The sequence below is a fragment of the Halioglobus japonicus genome (assembly GCF_001983995.1).
GTDB lineage: Bacteria > Pseudomonadota > Gammaproteobacteria > Pseudomonadales > Halieaceae > Halioglobus > Halioglobus japonicus.
The window spans coordinates 1,642,580-1,669,086 of the sequence record NZ_CP019450.1 but is presented as its reverse complement, the minus strand read 5'-3'; the positions used below and the strand labels follow the sequence as shown (position 1 = coordinate 1,669,086).

24 protein-coding genes are annotated in these 26,507 nt (G+C 57.6%); 10 read left to right on the top strand and 14 right to left on the bottom strand.

Translation table 11 applies throughout. The features are described 5' to 3' along the window. Positions 1 to 456: a methyltransferase family protein gene (locus BST95_RS07925; protein ID WP_084198818.1), complete on the bottom strand. Its 456-nt coding sequence runs from the start codon at positions 454 to 456 to the stop codon at positions 1 to 3. Positions 457 to 474: 18 nt separating this feature from the next. Beyond that, a complete protein-coding gene (locus BST95_RS07920; protein WP_240500279.1) occupies positions 475 to 1,233 on the bottom strand; it encodes a ZIP family metal transporter in 759 nt (252 codons plus the stop codon). A gap of 258 nt (positions 1,234 to 1,491) precedes the next feature. On the opposite strand from BST95_RS07920, the gene BST95_RS20925 reads away from it, so the two are divergent. Both BST95_RS20925 and BST95_RS07915 read left to right on the top strand, forming a co-directional pair. Then, the gene (locus BST95_RS20925; protein WP_205737355.1) at positions 1,492 to 1,869 is read left to right on the top strand and encodes an aldehyde dehydrogenase family protein; all 378 of its coding nucleotides are present in this window, start codon (positions 1,492 to 1,494) and stop codon (positions 1,867 to 1,869) included. An 8-nt stretch (positions 1,870 to 1,877) separates the two neighbouring features. Next, entirely contained in the window at positions 1,878 to 3,032 is a 1,155-nt protein-coding gene (locus BST95_RS07915; protein ID WP_205737354.1) for an aldehyde dehydrogenase family protein, read from the top strand. A 25-nt stretch (positions 3,033 to 3,057) separates the two neighbouring features. Here BST95_RS07915 and BST95_RS07910 read toward each other — a convergent pair whose 3' ends face one another. Both BST95_RS07910 and BST95_RS07905 read right to left on the bottom strand, forming a co-directional pair. Beyond that, positions 3,058 to 3,954 (bottom strand): transporter, encoded by an 897-nt coding sequence (locus BST95_RS07910; RefSeq protein ID WP_084198817.1) that lies wholly within the window; start codon positions 3,952 to 3,954, stop codon positions 3,058 to 3,060. A gap of 48 nt (positions 3,955 to 4,002) precedes the next feature. Next, entirely contained in the window at positions 4,003 to 4,812 is an 810-nt protein-coding gene (locus BST95_RS07905) for an ion transporter (protein WP_084198816.1), read from the bottom strand. A 181-nt stretch (positions 4,813 to 4,993) separates the two neighbouring features. On the opposite strand from BST95_RS07905, the gene BST95_RS07900 reads away from it, so the two are divergent. From BST95_RS07900 to BST95_RS07880, 6 genes are all read left to right on the top strand, one after another. Next, on the top strand, positions 4,994 to 6,271 hold the full coding sequence (locus BST95_RS07900; RefSeq protein ID WP_084198815.1) for a hypothetical protein: 1,278 nt from the start codon (positions 4,994 to 4,996) through the stop codon (positions 6,269 to 6,271). Between the two features lie 54 nt (positions 6,272 to 6,325). Next, positions 6,326 to 6,559 carry an enoyl-CoA hydratase-related protein gene (locus BST95_RS20920; protein ID WP_205737353.1) on the top strand — a complete coding sequence of 78 codons (234 nt, stop codon included), beginning with the start codon at positions 6,326 to 6,328 and terminating at the stop codon, positions 6,557 to 6,559. Positions 6,560 to 6,585: 26 nt separating this feature from the next. Then, complete coding sequence (locus BST95_RS07895) at positions 6,586 to 7,128, top strand: enoyl-CoA hydratase-related protein (RefSeq protein ID WP_205737352.1); 543 nt, start codon at positions 6,586 to 6,588, stop codon at positions 7,126 to 7,128. A gap of 111 nt (positions 7,129 to 7,239) precedes the next feature. Then, the gene (locus tag BST95_RS07890; protein ID WP_084198814.1) at positions 7,240 to 7,914 is read left to right on the top strand and encodes a TetR/AcrR family transcriptional regulator; all 675 of its coding nucleotides are present in this window, start codon (positions 7,240 to 7,242) and stop codon (positions 7,912 to 7,914) included. A 128-nt stretch (positions 7,915 to 8,042) separates the two neighbouring features. Next, the gene (locus BST95_RS07885) at positions 8,043 to 9,308 is read left to right on the top strand and encodes an aconitase X (RefSeq protein ID WP_084198813.1); all 1,266 of its coding nucleotides are present in this window, start codon (positions 8,043 to 8,045) and stop codon (positions 9,306 to 9,308) included. Continuing rightward, positions 9,299 to 9,715, top strand: a complete 417-nt coding sequence (locus BST95_RS07880; RefSeq protein WP_084198812.1) for an aconitase X swivel domain-containing protein — start codon at positions 9,299 to 9,301, stop codon at positions 9,713 to 9,715. Before BST95_RS07885 ends, BST95_RS07880 begins: the two co-directional genes overlap by 10 nt. On the opposite strand, the gene BST95_RS07875 is transcribed toward BST95_RS07880, so the two are convergent. The 4 genes from BST95_RS07875 to BST95_RS07860 are packed head-to-tail and all read right to left on the bottom strand — an operon-like array spanning position 9,712 to position 14,556. After that, entirely contained in the window at positions 9,712 to 11,229 is a 1,518-nt protein-coding gene (locus BST95_RS07875; protein ID WP_084198811.1) for a BCCT family transporter, read from the bottom strand. The genes BST95_RS07880 and BST95_RS07875 overlap by 4 nt on opposite strands. Continuing rightward, a complete protein-coding gene (locus BST95_RS07870; RefSeq protein WP_084198810.1) occupies positions 11,226 to 12,764 on the bottom strand; it encodes a carboxylesterase/lipase family protein in 1,539 nt (512 codons plus the stop codon). The genes BST95_RS07875 and BST95_RS07870 overlap by 4 nt, the downstream gene beginning before the upstream one ends. Further along, a complete protein-coding gene (locus BST95_RS07865; protein ID WP_084198809.1) occupies positions 12,764 to 13,753 on the bottom strand; it encodes an NADPH:quinone reductase in 990 nt (329 codons plus the stop codon). The genes BST95_RS07870 and BST95_RS07865 overlap by 1 nt, the downstream gene beginning before the upstream one ends. Before the next feature lie 26 nt (positions 13,754 to 13,779). Then, complete coding sequence (locus tag BST95_RS07860) at positions 13,780 to 14,556, bottom strand: SDR family oxidoreductase (RefSeq protein WP_229801675.1); 777 nt, start codon at positions 14,554 to 14,556, stop codon at positions 13,780 to 13,782. Between the two features lie 186 nt (positions 14,557 to 14,742). Here BST95_RS07860 and gcvA point away from each other — a divergent pair, with 186 nt between their 5' ends. Further along, the gene (gene gcvA, locus BST95_RS07855; protein WP_084198808.1) at positions 14,743 to 15,678 is read left to right on the top strand and encodes a transcriptional regulator GcvA; all 936 of its coding nucleotides are present in this window, start codon (positions 14,743 to 14,745) and stop codon (positions 15,676 to 15,678) included. Here the strand turns inward: gcvA and BST95_RS07850 are convergent. The 4 genes from BST95_RS07850 to BST95_RS07835 all read right to left on the bottom strand — a co-directional run bounded on the left by BST95_RS07850 (position 15,660) and on the right by BST95_RS07835 (position 22,026). Further along, the gene (locus tag BST95_RS07850) at positions 15,660 to 17,270 is read right to left on the bottom strand and encodes a tetratricopeptide repeat-containing sulfotransferase family protein (protein ID WP_229801677.1); all 1,611 of its coding nucleotides are present in this window, start codon (positions 17,268 to 17,270) and stop codon (positions 15,660 to 15,662) included. The genes gcvA and BST95_RS07850 overlap by 19 nt on opposite strands. 103 nt (positions 17,271 to 17,373) lie before the next feature. After that, complete coding sequence (locus tag BST95_RS07845; RefSeq protein ID WP_084198807.1) at positions 17,374 to 19,686, bottom strand: TonB-dependent receptor; 2,313 nt, start codon at positions 19,684 to 19,686, stop codon at positions 17,374 to 17,376. 150 nt (positions 19,687 to 19,836) lie between these two features. Next, on the bottom strand, positions 19,837 to 20,988 hold the full coding sequence (gene galK / locus BST95_RS07840) for a galactokinase (protein ID WP_084198806.1): 1,152 nt from the start codon (positions 20,986 to 20,988) through the stop codon (positions 19,837 to 19,839). 3 nt (positions 20,989 to 20,991) lie between these two features. Beyond that, positions 20,992 to 22,026 (bottom strand): UDP-glucose--hexose-1-phosphate uridylyltransferase, encoded by a 1,035-nt coding sequence (locus tag BST95_RS07835; RefSeq protein ID WP_084198805.1) that lies wholly within the window; start codon positions 22,024 to 22,026, stop codon positions 20,992 to 20,994. Between the two features lie 105 nt (positions 22,027 to 22,131). Between BST95_RS07835 and BST95_RS07830 the strand changes: the two genes are divergently transcribed. Continuing rightward, complete coding sequence (locus BST95_RS07830; RefSeq protein WP_084198804.1) at positions 22,132 to 24,150, top strand: tetratricopeptide repeat-containing sulfotransferase family protein; 2,019 nt, start codon at positions 22,132 to 22,134, stop codon at positions 24,148 to 24,150. 5 nt (positions 24,151 to 24,155) lie between these two features. Here the strand turns inward: BST95_RS07830 and BST95_RS07825 are convergent, their stop codons facing one another. Both BST95_RS07825 and melB read right to left on the bottom strand, forming a co-directional pair. Then, entirely contained in the window at positions 24,156 to 25,079 is a 924-nt protein-coding gene (locus BST95_RS07825) for a hypothetical protein (RefSeq protein WP_084198803.1), read from the bottom strand. Positions 25,080 to 25,106: 27 nt separating this feature from the next. Next, positions 25,107 to 26,504 (bottom strand): melibiose:sodium transporter MelB, encoded by a 1,398-nt coding sequence (gene melB / locus BST95_RS07820; protein ID WP_205737351.1) that lies wholly within the window; start codon positions 26,502 to 26,504, stop codon positions 25,107 to 25,109. Positions 26,505 to 26,507: the final 3 nt, after the last annotated feature.

The following is a 26,507-nucleotide window of genomic DNA, read 5'->3' as shown; positions in this document are numbered from 1 at the left end:
CTAGATCCAGCGGCGCACCCGCTTGCAATAGGCAGGAAACTCTTCGGGGAACAGCTCCCGCAGCATTTGCTCTTCCGGGAGGATAAAACGCAGCTGGATAATCGCCATAAACACCGGCGGCACGATAAACGCCGCCGCTGCCCCCACCGTTACCGCACAGCCCAATAACACCAGCGTCATTCCCAGGTACATGGGGTTGCGAGTGAAGCGGTACACACCGGTAGTGACCAGTGCAGACACATTCTTGAAAGGAATCAGGTCGGTATCCGCCTGTTTGAACAGCCCGCCAGCCAACACCAGCAGCGCCAGTCCGGCAACTAGAATCACCCCGCCGACCATTTGCCCCGCCGTGGAGGTGAAGCGCGCCAAGGGGAAGTACTCATTGCAGACAAACTGCACGATCACCCCGATGGCAAGCCACACGGGAGGGTAGATGATGCGCTTTACCTGGGCCACTGTGTTATCCCCTCCGAATCAATGATGCATGGAGCTGGGTTCGATTGCCCCGATGCCATACGCAAGGACGATACCGAGCAGAAATGCCGCGGTCAATTTGCCACGGTCGTGGCTGTGAAAGTGGACCTCGGGCAGCAAGTCGCTAAGGGCAATACAGATAAACGCGCCGGCTGAGAACGCCAGCGCCGCACCTACCAGTACCTCGGGGCTGCCAGTGAGCGAATCGATGCCAAAGTAAAATGCCAGCGCCCCCAGAGGGCACAACAGCGCAAACGCCAGGTTGGTTGCCAGCCGGGCGCGTGGGCTCCAGCCGCCCGCTTCCATCACCGAGGTAATCGACATCGCATCAAGTGGTTTGTGCAGCAAAATCGCCAGGAATACGCCAAAACCGGCCAGTACAGTAGTATGCGAGTGAGACTCACCCACCATGACCGCACCCAGCGCCACGCCGTCAATGAGTGTGTGCACGCCCAGGCCCAGGGCAATCCCCACCCAGCTGAGGCTGTGCACGCCCTCCTGGCCATTAACATGGCCATGACTGTGCCCATGGCCATGCTCATAATGAACGCCCTCCTCCAGGCTGAAATCGTGCTGGTGGAAGTGAAACATGCGCAACATCAGCAACATGCCAATCAATCCGAGCATTAACCACCAGACCGAGCGATCGACACTGCCCTGCTCCAACGCGATGCTGTGTGGCAACAGGTGATAGAACGCCACACCCAGCATCAACCCTGACACCAGGCTCATCATCAGCTGGGTACGCGTGTGGGTCATCTTTACCCAATTCGGCAACTGCCCCCCGCCAGGGAGAAGCAGGCAATGGCTACGCAGTAAGCCAACAATAACAGTACGGGTGAGCCCGACATGACCAGAATAGTGCCCCGAGGTGGAAACCGCGCATTATTCCACAATCGGTCATGCGCCGCAGTATATGATCGTTTTCATCAGCTGAGGGGGCGGTGCAGGACATTGACGGCGAGACTAACGATCATTAGTTTATAACAAACCCAAGCATCCGTAGCAGGCCCTGACATGTCTCTGTACGAACCGATTGAATCCAACGACTCACGCCGCCACCTGCAATTGCGCAGCCCGGTGACCCTCGAGCCCACCGGCGAACTGGTGTGCGCCAATAGTGAAGATGTCGCCGCGGCCATCCAGAAGGCCCGCGCCGCGCAGCCGGCATGGGCAGCAACCAGCATGAAGGCGCGCGCAGCTATCGTCGAAAAGGCGCTGCAGATTCTTCTGGAGCGCCAGGACGAAGTCATCGACACTGTGGTCAGCGAAACCGGCAAGGCACGCACCGATGCGATGAGCATGGAAGTGTTTTCCGTGGCCGACCAGCTCTGCTACTACGCCAAGAACGCCGAGAAATTCCTTGCCCCCGCAAGCGCAAGGCCCACGGCCTGATAGGCATCATGAAACAGCTCCGCATCGTCTATAAACCGCTGGGTGTCGTGGGCCTGATCACGCCCTGGAATGGACCGTTTGTACTGGTAATGAACCAGGCAGCGCAGGCGATCCTGGCGGGTAATGCCGTGGTAGCCAAGGGCTCAGAAGTCACCCCCTATTCTGCAAGACTTGCTGAGGATATCTTCCGCCAGGCAGGCCTGCCTGATGGCGTATTGCAGGTACTGCTGGGCGATGGGGAAACCGGTGCTGCCATTGTTCGCGGTGGCGTCGACAAGGTTTCCTTTACCGGCAGCGTCGCCACCGGCAAGAAAGTGGCCGTGGCCTGCGCCGAACAGTTGATTCCCGTATCCCTGGAACTGGGCGGTAACGACGCCATGATTGTCTGCGCTGACGCGGACCTTGATCGTGCCGCCGACGGTGCGTGGGTGGGCTCATGTATGAACACCGGCCACTACTGCTGCGGTACCGAGCGCATCTATGTCGTTAAAGAGGTCTACGACGAGTTCCTGCAGAAGGTGCTGGAGAAAGGCAAAGGCCTGCGTCAGGGTAGCGAGCATGGCTGGAATGAAGACGTCGGCGCTGTGTTCTGGGATCGGCAAATGGCTATCATCGAAGCCCACGTCGAAGACGCCCGAGCCAAGGGCGCCAACATTCTCATGGGCGGCAAGCGCAACCCGGATCTTCCCGGCCTATACTACGAACCCACGGTGATCACAGAAGTCGACAACAGCATGGATATCATGCTGCTGGAGACCTTTGGTCCGATTCTCTGCATCCAGAAAGTCGACACTGAAGAGGAAGCTCTTCGCCTGGCCAATGATTCCGAATTCGGGCTCAACGGCAATGTCTGGACCCAGGACAAAGACAAGGGCTATCGCCTCGCCGCAGCCATCGACACCGGCGCCTGCTCGGTAAACGATATGGCCGTCAGCTACGGCATTCCCGCCGCTCCCTTTGGCGGCAAGAAGAATTCTGGCCTCGGCCAGGTCAACGGCAAGAAAGGCCTGCGCGGTTACACCCATGAAATGCCGATTGTCATCGACCGCTTCGGTGGCAAGATGCAAAACGGCTACCCCTACAGCGCTGACAGTGCCGAAGGCATGAAAAAGCTCATGAATTTCCTGTGGGTGAAGACGCCTCTGGGACGCTGGATGAGCTAATACCGGTGCGGGTTCAGCGCCTGCGCTAAAACAGGCGCTGATAGTTCAGGGAGAATACGTCGAAGTCTTCTTCGGCGTCATTGACCGAGCCCGCGGCATAGCTGAATTTCAGGACCTGACCGCGGGCCACTGGCCACACCACCGTGGCGCCGTACTTGGAATCCCGCTTCAAATCATCCAGGCGCCGGCCGTCGATTTTGCTGCGCCCGCCGCGATAACCGTTCAAATCCAGCGACGCCCAGAACCCCGGCGAAAAGCGATGCACAAGGTGCGCCTGCACCGTATACACGTCATCCTGCTCGCGGCGCAGGCCGAGAAAGTCGTCGTTATCGCCAAACATCCAGGCACCGACAGCGACCTCAATCAGCCACTGGCGCTGCAGCGGCAACATATAACCCACCTCGGCGCGCAACGCCCAGCGGTTTGCGCCCGCGTTAACGAGTTGGTCGTTGTCATAGCTACCGGTTGGCGCCACCACCTTGAGGATAGCGCCAACAATGGATGACGGGGCTTCGCGCATCGCGGTGAGCTCTTCCCGGGACATGGTCGGCGCCCCCAGCAGATTTATCGAGAGCGTGGCGGAGATATCGCCCACGCCCTTGTAATCCTGCTCTAGCAGGCCCATCTCTTCGTGCTCAACCCGGGTATTACCATCGGAATAAGGCAGCTCGACGATAAAGTTCGCGGAGCGGCCAAACAGGGAAATCGTGCGCAGGTAACCGAGATAGCCCTTAGTAATACGGGAGTCCACCCCCGTCAGGGGCAGTGAGGGATCGGGGACCGTATCGCCCGAGTGGTGCAGCACCCCCATGGTCAACACCTGTGTGCCCTTGGGCGCGGGCCAGTAGGCACGAGGCGTGAGCTCCTGAGCCAGACTCACACCACTTGCCAGTGACAGAATCGCAGCAAGAAAGCTTCTCATACCACTATTATTGTCGCCCCTCCGGCACAGGGCAATTTCAGAGGCACCCTAACTTTGGCGACTCTCCAGCAGGCGCCGCAGGCCCTGTATTTCGTCGCGCAGTTCAGACAGGGTAGGTTCACCGGCGGCCAGCGCCTCTTCCCGGGCCTGAGCCTGGTGCTCTTCCTCCAGTACGTTCACCACGATACCGATGATCATATTCAGGAAAGCGAAGGCCGAGAGGAAAATGAAGCTCAGGTAGAACGACCAACTGAGCGGATAAATCGCCATGGTTTCATACATGACATCAGTCCAGTCCTCAAACGTCATAATCCGGAACAGGGTGAGCATACTGATGGAAATATCGCCCCAGAGTTCGGGGTTAATGGCGGCAAAGAATGTGCTGCCCAAGGCCGCGTAGATGTAAAAAATAATAAACATCATCAGCATGACATAGCCCAGCTGTGGCAGGGCCTTGAGCAGTGAATTCAACAGGGTACGCAGTTCGGGAATAATCGATACCATGCGCAACACCCGGAAAATCCTCACCAGCCGGCCGATCAGGGCGAGTTCGGAATCTTCAATGGGTATCAGGCTGACCGCCACAATCAGCGTATCAAATACGTTCCAGCCACTACGAAAAAATTGCCGCCGATCACTCTCCCCCAGAAAACGGACGACAATTTCGACGGCGAAAAACAGCGTAATCGCCCAGTCCATGATGACGATGGCCTGGTTCGCCAGCGGTGGTAGCGGATAGGTCTTCACTCCGATCACCAGGGCCGAGATCAGGATGACGCTAATAACCAGGAGTTCAAACAATTTATTACTGCGCAGGCGCTCAAACTTCGCCTGCCAAACATCGGTCCGGGCACTCATTTCAGGGATTAACTCTCACAGGAAGGACAACAACAGTGGGCGCCCATTCTAATAAATTTACCCTGTCACTGCACCGCCACATTTTCGTAGCAATATCGTCACTGAATAGACACGCCGCTGCAAAATTCGCGCTCTAGGCTGGCCTGATAAATTGTTCACATCAGGAAAAAGGAAAGACCGCATGACCTTCGCCAAACACACCCTCGCCACCGCCATTGGCTACGCTGCCCTTGTTGCCTCGGCTCACTCAGCGCCCTTCGTAGTTACCAGTGCCGCCGACAGCGGCCCCGGGTCACTGCGCACCGCTCTGGCCAATGGCGCAACGCACATTACGATCGCCGAAGGCGTGGGGGATATCGGTATCAGCGACACACTGGTTTATGAACACAGCGATGCCCTCACTATCGTGGGTAATGGCCAGACGATTTCCGGCGGTGGTGCAGGCAACACACTGCTGGAAATTACCCAGGGAGCGAGCTTAAAAATTTCCAATCTCAGCTTTGAAGACCAACCTGCAGGCGGCTGGCAAATCATGCAGGGCGGCGGCAACGGCATTCTTGTAAGTGTTCCCGTGACCCGCCAGGGTATGGTGGAACTGACGCTGAATAATGTCAGCGTCAGTCATACAGGCGACCATGGCGTTCACGTCTTCGATTGCGACCTCGCAGACTGTGGGGCCGGCAGTGGCGGTGGCGGCAATGGCTCGCCCGCGTCGGTCAGTATCACCCTGTCTCGCGTCCATGTCGATTCGGTCGGTACCGGCCAGTTCGACGCGGACGGTGTCCGGGTGGACGAACGCGGCGACGGCAGTATTTTCTTCCGGGCACGCCATTCCACTTTCGAGAATGTTGGCGCAGATGGCATCGAACTGGATGAAGGCGACGATGGCGATGTCAGCATTGCGGCACAGTGGCTAACTCTCAAGGCCAACGGTCATTACTGCGCAGCGATTACCGACCTGGAAAACCCTGAAGACCCGACTTGTGTTGAGGATGATGATGGCGAACTCGTGCTGGACCTCGACGACGGGTTTGACATTGATGAAGCGGGGCCAGGCTCTATTGTGGGCCAGATTGGCAACAGCGCACTGAGCTTTAATATGGACGAAGGCCTGGACCTCGATGAAGAAGGCCCGGGTGGCTTTGACATTAGGGTGCAACGGGTTAGAGCTTTCGGCAACGCAGATGAAGGCATAAAAATGAGTGAGGCTGACGAGGGAGATCTCGTCGCCTACCTGCGCCGGGTCGTTATTGTGGATAGCAACGATGACGGTGCGCAACTCGAGGAAGAGGGCCCGGGTACGCTGGGTATCACCATACTAGGATCGCTCTCAACCGAGAACAAAAAGGAAGATTTCAAGGTCACGCAGGAGTCGGTGGACGGCGACAGTGATGGAGTACTTGAACTGCGCAACACTATCTTTGACAGCCTGGAGCTGGAGGCCGTCGAGAAACTGTGAAGCCACGGGGGACCGGGCTAGACTGCTATCAATAACAACAAGCAGGAAGCCCGGATGTCCTTCGTCAACGTAGAGTACCCCCACGACGGGGTCTGCCAGATCACCCTCAACCGGCCCGAGCGCATGAACGCCATGGCATTTGATGTCATGGTACCGTTTCGCGAGGCGCTTGAAGCGGCGAGCTTCAACAACGATGTTCGGGTGGTCATTGTGACCGGCGCCGGTGAAGGATTCTGCGCCGGGCAGATCTGGAAGACCCGGGTTGGCTGGATATTTTCAATGGCCTGACGGTACCGGGCATCGCAAGGCGCGCCATGAAGATTCTCGAGGACGTGGTGCGCACTCTGCAGGATATGCACCAGCCTGTTATCGGCGCCATTAACGGCGCAGCCATCGGCGGTGGCTTTTGCCTCGCCATGGCCACTGATATCCGCATTGCGTCGCATAATGCTTGCTTCCGCCCCGCGGGCATTAACAATGGCCTGACTTCCGCAGAGCTGGGCCTGAGTTACCTGCTGCCCCGCGCTATCGGCACCAGCCGCGCCTTCGACATCATGCTGACTGGCCGCGATGTAGACGCCGCCGAGGCCGCAGCCATCGGCCTGGTCTCACGCACGGTAGACCACGAGGCACTCCTTGAAGAATGCTATACCATCGCCGAGCGCATCTGTGGTTTCAGCCGACTGGGCGTGGAATTCAGCAAGCAAATGCTGTGGGCAGGTATGGACGCCGGCAGCCTGCATACCCACATGAACCACGAGAGCCACGCCCAGCTGTTTGTACGGATGACCACCGAAAACTTCGAGGAGGCTATCCGCGCACGCAAGCAGGGTCGCAGCCCGGAATTCAAAGACTAGAGGCACAACGCAGGCATTCAGGCCCGGCAAATCGGGGGGCTATTGCGCGCGGCGCATTTACTGTACGATAGTACAGATATAACGATAACACCAAGTTCGATAGGTTACCCCGTGGTAGAAACCCTCACCAAACCCCTGCGCCGGAGCCATGCTCAGAAGCGCGAAGAAACCCGTGGCAAAATTCTCCAGGCAGCCCTGGACATCATCGTCGAGGAAGGCATGCGCAGTGTACGTAATCGTGCCATTGCCAAACGTGCCGGCGTATCCCTTGGCAGTACCACGTACCATTTCAGCAGTATTGAAGACCTGATCATCAGCGCCTTCCACACCTGGAGTCAGCGCACCCAGATCGGCAATAACCCTTTTTACAAGGAAACCAACGAACTGCTGGCGCCTTTTGGCGAAGGTTCGGTACCGCCAAAGCAGCGTGCCAGTGCCGCCGCATTTATCTTCGAAATTGCCGTGGACTATGTGTTGGACCAACTGACCCGCGGTCGCCAGGACCGGCTGCTAGAGTTGGCGTTCTACCATGAATCTGTGCGCTACCCGGCGTTGCGCGCCATGCTCCATCAAGAGTGGCAGGCACAACTGAATATACTCGCCAGCATCCACAACGCCATGGGTTCCAATGATCCAGATACCGATGCCATGCTCACCGCAGCGGTTTTCCGCCACCTGGAGAGCACACTTACCCTCGCCGGCAATGAACAGCCCAACAAGCAGTTGATCGACGTCACCCTCAGGCGTCACCTGGCTCAGTGCTTTGATATCGCCATACCCGGTTAGGCCCCACATACATGACACAGTTTGTTGCGTACCTGAGGAATCATCATCTACAGAAGCACGCGTAATAACGCTTAGAACAGCCGCCCACTGCTAGACTGGCTAGATTATCTGTTTGGAACGATCCGGCCATGCCTCTCGCCCTACGCACACAGGATATTGCGCTTTCCAGTTACGATCGCGACTGCCTTGATGGTCGCTGGGGAAGCGCAACGGCAAGGGCCATGCAGTTCGTGGTGCAAACCGCCAAAGCGCTTCAGGCAAGGCGCCTCATCGACGTTAACCACTGTCACCTGGTCGGCCCCTACTACAGCGGCGAGGCTGACCTGACATTCTTGCGGCGGCTCGTTGAAGACGGCGCCCGGGTCAGAGTCCCCACAACACTCAATGCCAGCTCCGCCTGCCTCGCACACGACTCGCCCAGCCCACCCTGTGACCGCGAAGCAGCGGCGAGTGTGGTTGAACTATATCGGGCCATGGGCTGCGATGCGCAACTCACCTGTGCGCCCTACCAACTACCGGGTCGACCAATGCTAGGCGACACACTGGCCTGGGCGGAATCCAACGCCGTAGTATTCGCCAATTCGGTGCTGGGTGCGCGCACCAACAAGACCGTGCAGTACCTCGATCTCTGCGCGGCACTGACCGGGCGCATACCCGAGTACGGCCTCTACCTGGACGACATGCGTCAACCTACCTGCATTATCGACTGCAGTGCGCTCCCGGATGAAACCTGGCGTACACCGCTAGCGGGAGAACTCATCGGCTTATGGCTGGGCCAGCACTTTGGTACCGAGGTGCCGCTGTTGCGGGGGCTAAGCATTAAGCCAAGCGAGGACTACCTGCGCGGGCTGGGTGCCGCTGCCGCAAGCGCGGGGGCCATTTCCCTGTTTCACGTTGCCGGCGTTACACCCGAGGCGGACCAATACCCGGTGTCGCACCTGCACAGCGTGCAGCTGACGACTGAACAGTTGCACACCACAGCGGCGCCCTATCAGGGTACGCCCACGCAAACGGTGAATGCGGTTTGCCTGGGCACACCACACTATTCCCTGGACCAGCTCCGCGCCCTGACAAAGCGCATGATTGCAACGGATACCAGGGCGACCATTCCTGTATTTGTTACCACCTCGCGTTACAACCGCGATCAGTTACACAGTGAGTTATTGGCCGGTGAGCTGGCAACGCGCGGCGTAACCCTGGTGGTCGATGCCTGCAGTTACTATCGCGGTGTGATTCCCAACCCGCAAGGGACGGTTCTGACCGATTCCGCCAAGTGGGCTTACTACGGCTCAGGCAACCTGAATATCGCCACGGTTCTGGGTGACCTGAATGACTGCCTGGCCACGGCCAGCAGCGGACACTTACAACGCCTGGGGGACAGCCCATGGCTTTAGGTATTGCATTGGACATGTTAGTCGATGGCAGCGCTGAGGGCAGGCTCATGGTGCTCTCACAGGGACTGAGCTTCTGGGGCGGGCTAGAACCGACGTCAGGCATGATCGTCGATAACCAACACCCACAGCGTGGCGCCTGCGTGGGTTCGCGCATTCTGGTGCTACCCGCGCCGCGCGGCAGTACTGCGGCTCCCGGCGCACTGCTGGAATGTCTCGCTGCCGGAAGGGGCCCCGCCGCCATTGTGCTCGCCTACAGCGACCCCACCGCCGTTGCCGCCGTGCTCGCGGCCAGCATGATCGATCTGCCGGCGATTCCCGTGGCGCTGATTGCGAACACCGATGTGCTCGCACAACTTCCCGATGGCCAACAGGCCCTGGTGAGCCAGGGCCAGCTCATGCTCCGCTAAGCGGGATGATCCTGATGCAGTTGCACCATCAGGGAGCGCGCCATCATGTATCCCACTGCCAGTAACGGCACCGACACTACAATGGTGGTGGAGAGAATCACCTTGAGCCCGCCATCGACAAACATCAGTGTTATGGGGAGTACACCCAGGGCGCAGGCCCAGAACATCCGCAAGCCACGCGCGGGGTTTTCGCCCGCGTGCAGTTCCATGGTGGACACGGACGCCAACGCATAGGACGCCGAGTCATAAGTAGTGGCCAGAAACACCACCGCCACGACAACAAAAACGGCCAGGGCCAGAGTGCCCAGCGGCAGACTGCTGAATACCGCAACAATGGCCACTGCAGCGCTTTCCTCACTCATCAATGTGGTGACCGGTACCAGATTGTTCAGGTCCAGATGCATGGCGTAGTTGCCGAATACGATAAAGAACAGCCAGGCCCCTGCACTACCGAACGCGAGCATGCCACCAATGACTTCGCGAATTGTGCGGCCGTAGGAAATACGCGTCACAAAGATACCCACGAAAGGTGCGTAGGCAATCCACCATGCCCAGTAGAATATGGTCCAGTCTTCGACAAAGCGGGTGTTTTCTACCGGGTCGGTCCAGGTCGCCATGCGCACGAAGTTCTGCACCATCAGACCGATACCGTTCGTACCCATCTTGAGAATGAACAGCGTCGGTCCCACCGCCAGTACAAAAAACAACAGTGTCATCGCCAGCCAGAAATTGAAATCTGACAGCTTCTTGATGCCGCGCTCGAGGCCCAGATAAGCACTGGTACCGAACACGCCAATACAAAGCACAACAACAAGCGCTTCAAGCACGAAGTCATGGGAGACACCCAGCAGTTCAGCCAAACTGGCGGCAATCATCGGCGAGGACAAACCCAGCGACGTACCCGTGCCACCAATCAGGTTAATCATGAAGAAGAAGTCGAGCAGGCGGCCGCGTTTACTGGTCACGCCCCCCGGCAGAAAATGCAGGCAACCGGTGGACAACCGCAGGTAGGGAATTTTGCGCACGTAAAAAGGGTACGCAATGGCCAATGCCGGCAGGCAATAAAAACCCCAGGCACTGAAGCCCCAGTGAAACAAGCCATAACTCGCCGCCCACTCTACGGCCTCAGCACTGCGCGCCTCAACACCAAAGGGCGGCGTATCAATATAATAGCCCCACTCAATGACCGCCCAGTAGAGTAAACCGGCGCCAATACCAGTACTGAAGAGCATGGCCACCCAGCTGAGGGTACTGAACTCGGGCCGACTATCCGCCTCGCCGAGGCGAACTTTGCCAAAGCGCCCGAAGGCGAGATAAAGCAGAAATACCAGTACCGCGACCCCGTACCACTGATACAGAAAGCCCAGGTTCTCGGTAAGGCTGTCATACGCTGCCTGAATCAATACGCCAGCCTGTTGCGGCGCGACCCACATGGGCACCACCAGTATGGCGATCGTGAACAGCGTTGCCCCAAAGGCCCAGCGGTCGATACTTCCCTTGCTTGCGTCTGTCATGCGCCCTCCGCGGCGTCTTTTTCTTTCAGTATGCCGCAAAGTGACGCACTGGGGTGGGCTATTGCCGAGATTTGGGTATCAAGCTGCATGACCTGCCCTGCAATGGGCTTGAACGCAGGCCATGAGGGCTTGTCATCGCCGTTGGGATTCCCGCTGCGAGCGAAGTTCATCCAGTAGTCCATCATGGCGCTCGTTAGCGCGCGATCTTCCGCCGCCGTCGGCAGCCAGCTGTCATGCGTATTAAATACATAGGGCAACTCGGCGCCGTGATAAGCGCCCATACCCTCGGCCTTGTGCCCCGGCCGTACCCGCGAGAAATAGTAAACCCAGGTATTGGCACCGACCTCTGCCAATCCCTCTGCGAGGTCCATAGAAGGACACACATAAACACCGGCGGTAATCAGCCGGTCGAGAGCCTGCGCCTCATCTAACCCCTCGACGGCAGCGCGAGCGCGATCGTGCAATGGCTCGGGCAGGTTTTGCTGCAGCCAGGTATCGAGCGTCTCGTCCGCTGACAGATAGATTTTCCATTCATCCGCGTTGCTGCCAATGAGCAGGTCAATGGCCGGTAACTTGTCCGCAGCCAGTTGATCGGATAACGGCAGTGGCACGACCGTATCACCGGCCACAGGATCGAAACCGCTGTCGGCGTAAACCGCTTTCGCCAGCGTGTCCAGCTGCGACGCCGGCAGCGCACGCAGCCCCGCCAGATCCTCGACATTGGCCGCCTGCTGTAATGCAAGCCCCTGCTGCTGACCGGTCTCCAGACTGGGCAGTTCGCGGATGGCCCAACCAGCGCTCTGGTGTATCAGCCGCTGAAACAACAAGTTCGCCTCAGGCATCACCAGCAACATAGAGATATTCGACGCACCTGCCGATTCACCCATTACCGTGACCCGCTTACTGTCAGCGCCAAGCTCGGGTGCCCAGGTGCGCACCCAGCGTAGGGCTGCCACAATATCCTGCAGGCCGAAGTTGCTATTCGCCAGCTCCGGGTGGGCAAAGAAACCAAAGGGCCCCAAACGGTAGGCAACCGTAATGACAACAGCACCGCGGGACGCCAACTCATGGCCGAAATAGTTGGGCTCGTAAGACCAGCCGCCGGCGTTGCTGCCGCCGTGCACATACACAATGACCGGCAGCGTCTCGTCGCCGCGCTCGGCGGGCCGCCATACGTTCAGGTAGAGGCAATCCTCACTTACCGCCGGTGCCATTACCTCGTCGGGGTTGCCACCAAAACCCTCAACCACACCGCGATACCAATTGGTAATGTGATCGCCCTGAAAACAAGCAGGTGCAAAGGCATCCGCCGCTAGCTTGCCGACGGGGTATTCAGGAGGACGGGGAGATTGCCAGCGCAGTTCACCTACCGGTGGCTGGGCGAAAGGCAGCCCGAGAAACGCATCTACCGCACCCTGTTGCGCACTAACGCCCTGAAACCGGGCTTCGCCCAGCACCAGTTCCGGTACAGGTGCAGCCACTACTGGCGATGCCAGTCCACCTAACAACGCCAGCAATGACAGACATTTACGCATCAGTCGTTGATGCGTACCACGACACAACCGCCGAAGCCTCCCTGCTCGATCAACTCGTGGGAGCGCGCCATCTCAGCGAACGGCACACTGTGCGCGATGCGGTGCTGGAGACGACCGGCGGCCAGGGCCTCAGAGGTATCGCGAATGGCATCCTCTTTGGCCTGCTCGGGCATGGCGTACACAATCACCATGCGCAGCGTCAGGTCCATAAACATCATGTCGCGGAACGGCAGGCTGGGTTCGGGCACCACGGTGGATGAATAAGTCGCAATAGTTGCTCCAATGCGCACACATTTAAGCACTTCGGGCAGGTTAACCCCGAACTCGACTTCAACCACGCGGTCGACCTTCTCGCCGCCATTGGCAGCGACCACCTGCTCGCCCCAGTTTTCTTCGCGGTGGTTGACCACCTCGCTGGCACCCATGTCACGACACAGGGCCGCATCGGCATCGTTACTGGCTGTGGCGATTACCCGGGCACCCGCCTGGGCAGCCCATTGAATGGCGTAATAGCCAACACGGCCGGCGCCGCCGGTCACGAGAATGGTCTGCCCATTCACGTCACCGTCGGCAAACACACAACGGTGCGCGGTCATCATCGGAATACCGATACACGCTCCCACCTCAAACGACGCCTCGTCGGGAAGCTTCGGTGCCAGGGCAGCATCCAGTGCAACATATTCTGCAGCTGTGCCCAGACGTCGCCCGTACTGCGCCTGGTAGACGAATACGCGTTCACCGATCCGGCTTGCGTCTACGCCTTCGCCCACGGCTTCGATCACACCTGCACCATCGCTATGGGGAATCACCAGCCCACCATCGAGCAGATTGGGAAACGCGCCAGCGCGCTTCTTGACGTCAGATGGGTTGACCCCCGTGGTGTGCAAACGCACCAAAACCTCGCCGGGGGCGGGTTGCGGGGTGGGTTGGTCGCCCAAGATCAATGCATCTTGCGCCGAGCCAAAGCTTTCAAACCAGGCTGCTTTCATAGTGGTAACTCCTTACAGAAATCGGTTTAGTCCAACCAGTTGGAAAGACCTTCAGTGTGGCCATCAATGCCCATAGCCTGGCCGGAAATGGAGTGGCCGGCCGGTGAGCAGAGAAAGCGCACGGTTTCGGCAATATCGCTGGCCTCCACAAACAGGCGCATTGAACTCTGGCGCTGATAAACGTGCCGTATCTCGTCGGGGCTGACACCGCGCTCGGCGGCGTCTTTGTTGATGACATTTTCAATGCGCGGGCCACTAACGCTGCCAGGGCACAGGGCATTGACGTTAACGCCGTCCGGGCCAAGTTCCATAGCCCAGGTTTTCGTCAGGCCGATCAGGCCCCATTTTGCGGCGGTGTACGCCGAGCGCAGCGGGAAGCCAAACAAGGCCGCATTCGAGGCCATGTTCACAATACTGCCGCGACTTTGTTTCAGCAACGGCGCCGCAAGACGAGTCACGTAAAAGGCGCTGTTAAGATCCACGGCGATGGTGCGATCCCAATCCCCCGGAGCGATATCCTCCACGGCCGCGGTAGGGCCAGCAATACCCACGTTGTTCACCAGTATGTCCAGACGGTCGTAGTGCTGCCTGATGTCCGCAAACAAACCCTCTACCTGGCTCGCATCCGCCACATCACAACAGCTGGTGGTCACATCGGCCAGCTCTTCACGGCAAGCGGCAAGCGCAGCCTCATCAAGATCGCAAATATGAACACTGGCGCCATCAGCCAACAGACACTCGGCGATTGCACGCCCGATACCGGACGCACCGGCTGTCACCAGGGCTACTCGCTTTTCACTCATTCTTATTTTCTTCCTGTGGCCGAAACTCGGCTCCGATAGTGCGCTCATGCTCGCAGCCGACCCGCCGTCGGGCAAATGAATATATTCCATGCATACATGAATTATACTCATCATTTTTCATCATAAAGCTTTCGTGTATGCTGTCGGCAACGAACTACACCCGAAAAAATCTAATTTGAGAGTGTTATGTCAGGATTCCAGCAGCGACGCAAATTACCGCCCCTGAATGCGCTGCGCGCGTTCGAAGCCGCCGCCCGACACCAGAGTTTCAAGGAGGCCGCAGAGGAATTGGCGGTATCCCAATCTGCGGTCAGCCACCAGATCAAAGCCCTGGAAGAATACCTGTCGACGTCACTGTTTACCCGGCGCACCCGGGCGGTGGAACTCACCCGCAAAGGCAAGCTGCTCTATCCTATTCTGCGCAATGCCTTCGACAGCATCTGGGAAGGCACCCAGATGCTGCTGGAAGAAACCTCAGTGTCAGTGCTAACACTGCATGTGTATTCCACGTTTACCATGCGCTGGCTGTTACCGCGCCTGCCGCGCTTTCAGGAAGCGAACCCGAACATTCAGGTCAGGCTCCATACCTCACAGGCCGATGTTAACTTCGCCCAGGAGGATATTGATGCCGCGATCATGGTGGGCCACCCCTCCGACAGCAACCTGCACTACGACTACCTGTTCGACTGCGAACTATTCCCCGTATGCAGCCCCGGCTATCTGGAAAAACACGGCCCGATCAACACTCCTCAGGAACTGGCGAACCATCCGATTCTGCAGGTGTACCCCTCGGCGGGTGACTGGCACGTGTGGCTGGAGGGCAACGAGGTAACGGGTGTGGCACCCGATTCGGGCCTGCAACTGGAGAGCTACGATGTGGCCTTATCGAGCGCCGTTCAGGGGATTGGCATTGCTCTGGGACAACAACCCTACCTGGAAGGCGAGCTGGAAACCGGCGACCTAGTGGAGCTATTTCCCGAACTGCGCATGCCCAATACCAATCGCTGGTATCTCGCCTGCCGCACCGAAAAGCGCGACACCGCCAAACTGGAGGCGCTGCGTCAGTGGCTGATCAGCGAAGTGGAGAGCGACCCCAACCTGCCTCAGCTCTCCAAGGGATAACGTTCCAGCACAGGCCCAAGCGCCTCCTTCAGTGGATCCAGCCATTCCTCAAAAGGCCTCCAGCGATCCATGCCGCTGCGATTGATTGGCTGTCGCACCTGCTCGGAACTTGCGGTGCGCACGGTGCGGGTGTTGTCATGGAAATTCAGGCAGGCCTCTTCAAAAGGCAGGCCGCAATAATCGAGTAAGCGACGCACCTGGTTTTCGGTATCCGCGACCATCTCCTCATACTGGACGCGCAGCACCCGCCCGGGGAGCACCGCATCCCAGTGATCCATCAGTTCAACATACTCGCGATAGTACTGGCCGATGCGTTGCTGTCCGTAGGTAAACCCCTGACCGGAGGCGAACAGCTGTTTAAAGCCGCTGAAACAGCAATCCATAGGATGGCGACGAGCATCAATGATGCGCGCGTTTGGCAGCACCAGCTGAATCAGACCCACGTGGACAAAATTGTTTGGCATCTTGTCGATAAAGTAAGGCGCATCGGTGACGCGCTGCACGGCGGTATTATCGATGTAGCCCTGCCCCATCTGCGCCAGCTGATCAGCACTCGATTCCGCAAGCGCCTCCGGATAACGGGAAGGATCGTCGCGCCGCTGCTTGGCTGCGATTTTGCGCGCCAGGGCCATCATATCTGCCAGTTCCGCCGTACCTTCCACCTGTGAGTGGCTGGCCAAGATCTGCTCGATCAGGGTCGAGCCGGCCCGGGGTAATCCCACCACAAAAATGGGATCAGGCGCCTCACAGCCCTGCCCCTGGTGCGCAGCGAAACGCTCAGGCGTAAAAAACTCACGCAGCCGCAGACATTCATCGTGAAACGCACGACCATCCCAGGGCACATTGCGACCACGCACCTGGTTGCCTTTTACATAGGCGGCCATGGCCGCACGGTAGTCCTTGCGGTCCTCGCGGGCTTTGCCCAGAGAGAACAACAGGTGGTAGTAGTCGCGGAAAGGACACTGCTTGTTCTGCAACAGTGATTCAATGTGTTCAATTTGCGCATCGGTGAAACGGTAGGTTTTGAGATTGGCCAGGCTCCAGTAGGCCTCGCCCACACCGCCATCGAGCTCGATACAACGCTCATAGGCCACGATGCACTCATCAACCCGGCCAACCGCGCGCAGGGCATGCCCATAGCTCAAGTGAGCCTGGCGGTGATCCGGATGAAGCTCAATGATTTTTTCAAATAGCGGAATCGCCTGGTCGTGCTCATTAATTTCCACCAGATTCGCTGCCTTGAGCGTAATCCAGGCAGCATGATCTGGCTCTTTGGCCAGCAGCTGATCCAGCTGCACAAGCGCGTCGGCATAGCGATGACGTTTGTACAACGCATTCGCCCAGGCAAATCGAGCCGCGTCGTAATCTGGCGCCAGCTCTACGGCGCGGGCAAGCAGCCGCTCTGCATCGCGCAGTGCACCGAGCGACAGCCCCACTTCACCCAGCATGCGAATGCCGTTCACATCCACCGGATTATCGTGCACATAAGGGCGCAGAATCGCCTCGGCTTTGGCCAGTTCGCCCGCCACGATATGCGCTGTTGCGGCTCGCAATGGCTCTGGCAGGCTTTGTTTATCAGTTTCGATCTTCACTCGGATACTCGCGAACTCAGGTAAGACGCCAGTCTATGGGGGCAGCGCAGAAAAAAAAACCGCCGGTGATGCTACCGGCGGCTTCTCGGTCAGGCCTGGCCTGTTAGTCGAAGCGCATACCGAAGCTAACGCCAATGGTACGCGGCTTGTTGACGGTAACCAGGCGCTGGATATCGACGCTGTTGATATACAGCTCCGCCACTTCATCAGTGAGGTTTTCACCGAAGAGCGTAGCGTGCCAGCCATCACCTTCCACGCGCAGGCTTGCATTCAACAGGCCATAGTCATCCATCTTCTCGCGATTAGCGAGGAACAAATCGTTGTACATCTCATCGGTATACGCGTAGTTCAGCTGCACCGAGGAAGGCATGCTGAACATATCGAAGCTGTAACGCGCGGTCGCGGTGTACTTATTGTCAGGCGTAAACGGCAAATCCTGCCCGTCTTCGGCGTCCGGCGTTGTTGAGCTATCGTTGGCAAAATAATCTTCCGTCAGCTCCGCCTGATTGTAGGCGTAGGCCAGAGACAACTCAAGATTTTCGGTGGCGAGGAACGTAGTATCGAACTCAAAGCCAAGGCTCTCTGCCGTACCAACATTATCCACCAGGCCCAGCAGCGAGATGTCCGGGTTGAAGAAGCCCAACTGGATATCGTCCCACTCCATAAAGTAGGCGGCGCCATTCAAACGCCAGCGGCCATCCAGCAAGGTGCTCTTAAAGCCCAATTCATAACTATCCAGGAAGTCGGGGTCGTATGTTTCACCGACACCCGGCGAACGGTTTGCACCACCCGCGCGATAGCCTTCTGCATAGGTGGCGTACACCATGACATCTTCAGAGACATCGTAACTCAAGCTCAGCTTAGCAGTACCGTCATCGTAGGAAGCTTTGCTGTCGACGTTATCCGGTGGGCGTGTATCAGAGAACGTATAGCAGCAATTAGGCCACCACACGGTTCCTACAAAGCCCTCCAACGTGGTTTCGCCATCAAAGTAGCGATAGCCAACTGTGGCAGAGAAGTCCTCTGTAAATCGATATGTGAGTTCACCGAAGACCGAAACTTCCGAGTCCTCCCGCACCTGGTCGGTCTGGAAGTAGAGATCATCCTCTACCGCTGCGCCGGGGTTGATCGTAGGCACAGACCAGCGACTATCAAAGGCAGTCTCCTGCTCGGAGTAGAACGTACCGACAATCCAATCGACCCGATCACCCTGCGAGGCCAAGCGCAGCTCGTGCGTCTGGAAGGTCAGCTCAGAGTGGTTAGAATACTGAATACTCGGGTCCACACAAGGGCCAAAGTAAGAAACGTAACAGGTGTAATATGCCTCTACAGCACCATCAATGGAATAGTGCGAATAGTCGTTGTAAGTATCAAAGTCGCGATCCAGATACGAACCCGCATAGGTCAGATCGGCAAAACCCAGATCGCCCTCAACGGTCAATGCAAATTGCGCCCACTCGTCTTCCTGGCGATCATCGAAGAAGCGGTCGACCTCAAAATCATCAAATTCTTCTGGGTCGTGGTCCCAGACACCCTCAGCCTCCAACTCCTGATACATGGCGCTGGCAGTAGCCGTCCAGCTATCATTTAGGTCAACGAGCAGTGCCGCGCGCAGGCCCCGCTTTTCCGAGGTGTTGAAATCGTCTTCAACATAACCCTCGTTGCTCCGGGTAATTCCGCTAAGTGGATAGGTAATCGTATCGGGAACGGCGTCGATGTAGCCGCCGTCATCGTCCCACCACGCCGTCAGGCGCAACGCGGCAGCATCACCGAGAGGCATATTGAGAAAGCCCTCAGCCATATAGCCATTGTCACCCTCAGAAATCGTTTCCGCGGTGAGGTCAAAGCCCGCGTCAAACGCCTCTGGGTCAGGTTTGTTGGTAATGATGCGCAGGTTACCCGCCTGGGAAGCTGCGCCGTACAGCGTCCCCTGGGGCCCCATGAGCACTTCGATGCGCTCGACGTCGTAGACATGCACATCCAGGTTGAAACCAATGGCAGTAACCGGCTGCTCATTCAGGTATATCGCAACAGAGGGTCCCTGCAGTGACTGGTTACCGTTGCCGCCATCTGAGATGCCGCGCATGAATAGATTAGCCTGGCCCGGGCGTCGCTGAGCGAACGATACCGACGGCAACTGCATCACGTAATCCTGGAAATTGGTGATATTCAGGTCATCGAGATCACTTTGACCCAGAGCGGTGATGCTAATCGGCACGTCCTGCATACTCGCCGAGCGCTTGGTAGCGGTGACCACCACCTCCTCCAGCTGCATCGATTCCTGTGCCTGAGCAACAGGTGCACCTGCAACTGCGGCGATCAAACCGGCCCGGGCGATCTGGCCCACACTTTGCGACAAGCGGTGACGAGTAAAGGGGACGGACTTCGGGTGGCGAGGGTTGGTCTTGCGCGCCATAGAGTTTCTCCGGTGTTTATAGTTATTTGGCAGGTGTTCTATTCACCTACGCTCAGGTTACGTTTGCTCACCGGCGTGACGCAAACGAGTAATTTTTCAGAATACATTAGAAAAAATAACCCATCAATTTCTGCGCCGAGAAATTGCCAGTTAATCTGTAAAAATAACCGAAACACCGGCGCAGGGTTCGCTCTGATAGACCGTCTCACGAAGCCCAGTGGCGGCAAAGTAGCGCCTATTGACCTCATGCAGCGCCGAATCAACTAGGTCTTCGGCCAGTAGCGCAACGACACAGCCACCGAAACCGCCGCCGGTCATACGCGCCCCACCGCGCTCACCCGCCACCTCAGACAGGGTCTCGACCAGCAGGTCGATTTCCGGCGTGGTGATTTCAAACAAATCACGCATGGAGGCGTGGCTGGCCGCCATCAACTGCCCGAGCCTTGGCAGATCACCCTGCTCCAATGCGGCAACGGTATCCAGCACCCGTTGATTTTCCTCGAGTACGTGCTGGGCGCGCTTTCTGGCGACGGGCTCCAGCTCAGAGGCCCTGGCCGCAAACTGGGCGGGGTCTAACTGGCGCAGACTGCTGAGGCCGAAGTGCGCTGCTACCGCTTCACACTGCTCTCGGCGCGTGTTGTATTCACTATCGACCAGCCCGCGCTGCACGTTCGAATTAATCATGACCAGGCGCAGGGAATCCGGTAAGCGGACCGATGTGATGGCAAGGTCCTGGCAATCGATCAGCAACGCCTGCCCATTGACGCCAGCAGCGCTGATCAGTTGATCCATAATGCCGCAGGCACAGCCGACAAAGTCATTCTCTGCAGCCTGCCCGATCAGCGCCAACTCCAGGGGGTGCGCATCGAGATCGCTGGCGATCAGCATAGCCTTGGCGAGGCCTACCTCCAGCGCGGCGGATGAGCTCAAACCAGCCCCCTGGGGCACGTTGCCGGTGATGGCGATATCGCAGCCACGCAAAGCGTAGTCGCGCCGGATCAGCTCCACTGCGACACCACGCACATAATTACTCCACTGCTGCTGTGGGTGATGGTCTATCGGCTGCTGTAGATCAAAAGTGTCGCACTGCAACTCCCAGTCCAGCGCAATCACATTGACCTGTGAATCCTGCCGGGGGCTGATCGCCACCAGTGTTTCATAGGAAATGGCACAAGGCAGCACATAGCCCGCGTTGTAATCGGTGTGTTCGCCAATCAGATTGACTCTGCCAGGGGCTCGCACCAGCGCCGCAGGGCGGGCACCGAATGTCGACTCGAAGGCCGACAGGATTTGGTCTTGCATGGGCTAGCTTTCCAGATAATGTTTGCCAGGCTGGTCACGCAGCCTGGCAGCGGCCTGCTCAGGTGTGAGGTCTCGCTGCACTTCAGCGAGCATTTCATATCCCACCATGAATTTCTTTACTGTCGCTGAGCGCAACAACGGCGGGTAAAAATGGGCGTGCAACTGCCAGCACCCTCGCGTGTCACCCGCCGGCGCACCATGCCAGCCCATACTGTAGGGAAAAGAACACTTGAACAGATTGTCGTAGCGCATTGTGAGGTTTTGCAGTATGCCTGCCAGCGATACACGGCGCTCATTGCTCAGAGCCGCCAGGTCTGGCGTCGGGGCCAAAGGCATGAGTAAAGTCTCAAAAGGCCAGCTTGCCCACCAGGGAACCACCGCCAGCCAGTCATCGTTCTGGCAAACCACGCGCTCGCCCTGTTCCAGCTCGCGGTGGGCGTAGTCGAGCAGCAGTGAGGAACCATGCCTCTGTAGATAATCCGCCTGCTGCTCATCTTCGCGCGCGACCAATGTGGGCATAAAGTCACTGGCCCAAATCTGGCCGTGTGGATGGGGGTTCGAGCAGCCGTTAATCGCTCCCTTGTTTTCAAAGATCTGCACCCACCGGTATTGCCTGGACAATTCATCCCATTGTTCGCACCAAGTATCAACCAGCGCCTGCACGCCGCTCACGGGCAATTGAGGCAGCGTAAGATCGTGGCGTTCTGAATAGCAGATCACCCGGCTGACACCTGATACCGCCTGCATTGCCATGAGCGGGTCATCGCTGCGTTCGGTCAGCCCGGTATCCTGCAGGGCCGCGAAGTCGTTATCGAATACCCAGGGGCCGGTATAGTTCGGATTCTGCTCACCATTGACACGACGATTGCCGGGACACAAATAACAGCTTTCTTCATAGGTTGACGCCTCGCTTGGCACGGCCTCTTCAGTCTGTCCCTGCCAGGGACGTTTGCTGCGGTGAGGAGAGACCAACACCCAGTCACCGGTTAGCGGATTACGCCGGCGATGGGGATTATCTTCCCGATTGAAAGCACCCATTGTTCTATCCTTTCGCAGACTTATTTTGCGACGCTCATTCTACGCTTGCGAGCATTGGTCTGTCGCGGGTACTCTCCTGTTACTCCGTAAAAAAAGCCGTTTTTCATGCCACAATCACCAGCTCCTGAACAGCAATCCATCAGTGCCGTGGTCGCCGCCCTGCGCAATGGGGATATTGGCACTGCCGAAACCCTGTGCCGTAACTATCTAATCGAGAGCCCGGGTTCTGTTCCACACCTGCAACTATTGGCCCGCATCCTGGTTCGCCAAAGCGCGCTAACCCAGGCGCTGGAACAACTGGAGATGGCCATAAAAATCGCGCCGGACTTTGCCCCCCTGTACGAGGACCTCGGCAGCATACGCGGCATGCAAGGTGATCATCACGCTGCTATCGATGCTCTCAAGCGCGCGGTACAGATTGATCCGGGGCTCAGCTCTGCACACAAGAAACTGGCCCAGGCCCTGCAGGCAACAGGACGTCACAATGAGATCGATGAGGCCATGGAAGGGTTTCTCGATCACAATGCGGACGCCGCACTCGTGGCTACCGGCGCTGAACATTGGCGCGCCGGACGTATGACCGAGGCCGAAGACACACTCAAGAAAGCGCTGCGCTCCAATCCCGACAATGTAGACGCAATGCGTTTCCTGGCCATGGTCTATCACGGTGAGGGCCGCCAGCTCGACGACGCTGAAGCCCTGCTGCGCCGCGCTATTGGCATCGCCCCGGACTTTCACCAGGCGCTGGGCAATCTGGGTCGGATTCTTATCGAGAACGGCAAAACAGAGGAGGCGGCGGAAATCTACGAGCGCTGGGTCGCACTCAAACCTGACAATGACGAGGCCTGGTCAGGCCTGGGGCGCGCCCGCGCCCACCTCGGCGAAATCGAAGCCGCGGTTGCGGCGTATCGCGAGTCAATCAAGCTTAATCCAGACATCGCCTCGGTTCACATGGCCCTGGCACATATGCTGAAGACCATCGGCCAGCAAGAAGACGCCCTGACGGCGTATCGCGAGTCAGTACGCATCAAGCCCAGCCTGGGTGAAAGCTATTGGAGCATGGCCAACCTCAAAATATTCAAGTTCAAGCCCGAGGAAGTCACTTCAATGGAGGCTCAGCTGAACACCGAAGAAGTTTCGGAACAAGGTCGGGTCAACTTTCACTTTGCCTTGGGCAAAGCCTACGAAGACCAACGCGATTACGAGCGTGCCTGGCATCACTACCACACGGGCAATCAATTACAGCGCCCACGCGTAGACTACGACCCTGTCGAAAACGGCATGCACCTTCGCAAACTTCGCGAGGCATTCAGCGCAGCGCGTTTCGCCGCCAATACCGATGCTGGTTGCGATGATCCATCACCCATTTTCATTGTAGGCATGCCGCGCTCTGGCTCTACCTTGATTGAGCAGATTCTCGCGTCCCACAGCCTGGTTGAAGGCACCGCAGAGCTCCCCAATCTCGCTGCGATTGCCACTGGCACAGGTCGGTACCGCCATGACGGCCTGATTTATCCGGGCACCGTTGATGCGCTGACGTCGCGTGATTTCACAGCGTATGGAAAGGAATACCTGCAACAGGTGCAGCGCCATCGGGTTCAGGGTACACCCCATTTTATCGACAAAATGCCCAACAATTTTATTCATGTCGGGTGGATTGCACTCACCCTGCCCAATGCCCGCATCATCAATACCCGACGCCACCCTATGGACAGCTGCCTGGGTGTTTACAAACAGCTGTTTGCCAAGGGCCAGCATTTTACCTACGACATGTTTGAACTCGCCGAGTTCTATCAGGGGTATGTCGACCTTATGGAGTACTGGCACGAAGTACTGCCAGGTAAAGTGCTCGATGTCCATTATGAGGACACGGTGACAGACCTCGAAGGTCAAGTCAGGCGTATTCTGGATTATTGCGGACTACCCTTTGAGGAAAACTGCCTGCGCTACTACGAGACCGACCGGGCGGTAAAAACCGCCAGCTCCGAACAGGTCAGGCAGCCCATTTACACCAGCGCACTTGGTCTGTGGCGCAACTACGAATCACACCTGGGAGAGTGGCAGGAAGCGATGGCAGACATTATCGACACGCTGCCACCGTCGGTACGTGCTGCGTCAGGATGATTGCTTCAGGAGAAGGGCCAGACTTCGAGCCCGTGAATAGCGTTTCGCACGTCGGTGGACAGTGACACGCTGAGCAGTGTTTTACCGGACTTCAGATCGTGCACCGACAGTGTCGAAGGTGAAGCCCCTGCCGCTATCAGACCATTACCCAATACGCAAAGGCCCCGCCCAAACCCCGGGCGGGCGACTTTGCTGTCGTCCTTACCCTGACCGGTGACCTGGTCTTCAGCCATCATCGGCACTTTGAACGCGCGATCCTCCTCAGATACACGGCTGGCGTAGCGCACGAAATCGGCTTGCGTATCGTTGAACAACACACCATTGCCATAGGGCTGTGCATTGTGGGTGCCCGCCGGCAGACTGGCGCTGAGGTTCACTTTCTTGCCGTTGAAGTGCAGCATTCCCCCACTTTTCACGCCGGCGATATACAGTCCGTCAGCATTGGCAACGACACTGTTTAAATGCAACTTGTTGAGCTGCAGTGGTCCTTCGCCACAGCGCGGATCAAACACCCGGCCCTCATAACGATAGCCCGTGTCTTCCACGTATAAAGCCCAGTGAAACTCAGCTCGGGCAGTATCAAACGCCAGAATGCAGTCGTACCCGGTTGAGCTGAGAAACACCTGCCCTTCGTGCACAGAAATTTCATGACAGTGCTTGAGATAGGGGTTGCGCCATGCACCGGTCTGCCTGAAATTTCTATCGAACGCCATTAGCTCATCGCTGGCAGCAATGAAGATGGTGTCGCCATGAAAGGCAATCCCTCGCAAGCCGCGATCAGCGCCGCGGCCTTGCCAGTCAATATCCATTGTATTCCAGTCGAGCACCTGCTCGACCTGCTGCGCGTCCAGATCAACCAGGTAAACGCCGCCGTGGCTGTCGCCCTGCTGACTGCCGCGGACAACAGAACTGGCGATAAGTGTTGTCATGAATTTCTCTTTATTCTAAGTGCGAACTCAGGCTTCAGCCGGCACGCCCTTGCGGGTTGTAATGTGCTCGATGACCTGCTCCTGAAACTGATCGTGCAGTTTATACCAACTGCGATAAATCAGCGCACTCAGGATGACGAGAATAAAGGGGGTTCCAATCATCATAAACCGCAATCCGAGTACAGTTTCCTCAGACTGCACGACGTTCGGGATATAGCCCACCAACGACAAACCCACACCGATGAAGAACCCGGAGAAAGCGCCGGCGAATTTCACCAGCATTGTCTGCACCGAGAAAATAATGCTCTCTGAACGCTGACCGGTACGATATTCACCGTAGTCCACTACATCAGCCAACATGACGGTGGACAGGCCGTTGGACAGGCCGCCGCCAAATTTGAGCACCCCGCCCGCGATAGCAGCCAGCAGCGCGCTCTCCGGTGAAAAGATGCCGGTAAACAGCAGCACCAGCGAACACAGCACAGGGAACGCACACGCTAACAGCCACATGATCCGCCGCGGCAATACCCGGCACAGCCAGGGGAAGACAAATACACCGGCTATCTCGGCGGCACCGGAGGCCAGGGCGAAGGTCGGATATAGATCTTCGCGACCAACGGCATAGGTGTAATAGTAAATGGCGAAGCCGCCAATCAGCTGAATGGCGATATTGAACGTCAGTACAACACCGATAAGTACCTTGAGCTGGTCGTTACTCATGATGATGTTTTTCACATCGGCCATCGTAAACCGGGCCGCGGTCGCAGGAGCGCTGAATTTCTCTTTCACCATGAAGAACGTAATCAGGGCGCTGGCGACAAACGACACAACAATCGCCAGAGAGAGATAAAAGAAGCCTTCGCCCTTATTATCGCCGCCCAGGATACCCACGGCCCAGAGGCCATACCCGCCCATTAACATCCAGGCAATGCTCGCGAAAATGCGCGGCCAAACCACAAGACGCTCGCGCTGGGGGCGACTGCTGGACAAGGCCGGGACCATTGACCAGTAGGGAATATCCATAATGGTGTAGGTCACACCCCATAAAATGTAGGTGACCGCGGCATACACATACAACCAGGGGCCAGTCAGCATATGTGTGCTGAAAACCGCCACCAGCGCAAAAGAATTGACCAGCGTGCCGATAACAATCCAGGGACGAAACTTGCCAAAGCGACTGCGAGTGTTGTCGACGACCAGCCCCATCATCGGATCAGTCACCGCATCGACTCCCCGGGCCACCAGGAACAAGGTGCCAACAAACGCCGCCGACAGACCTGCCACGTCGGTGTAGTAATACATCAGGAAGATGTAAATGATGGAGCAGGCGAAGTCTTTGCCCAGCGCCCCCAGGCCATACGAAACCTTGGTACCGAGGCTGACGCTGTCGCTCTGTTGCGCGTCCATTTCGTTGCTATTGCTCACAGA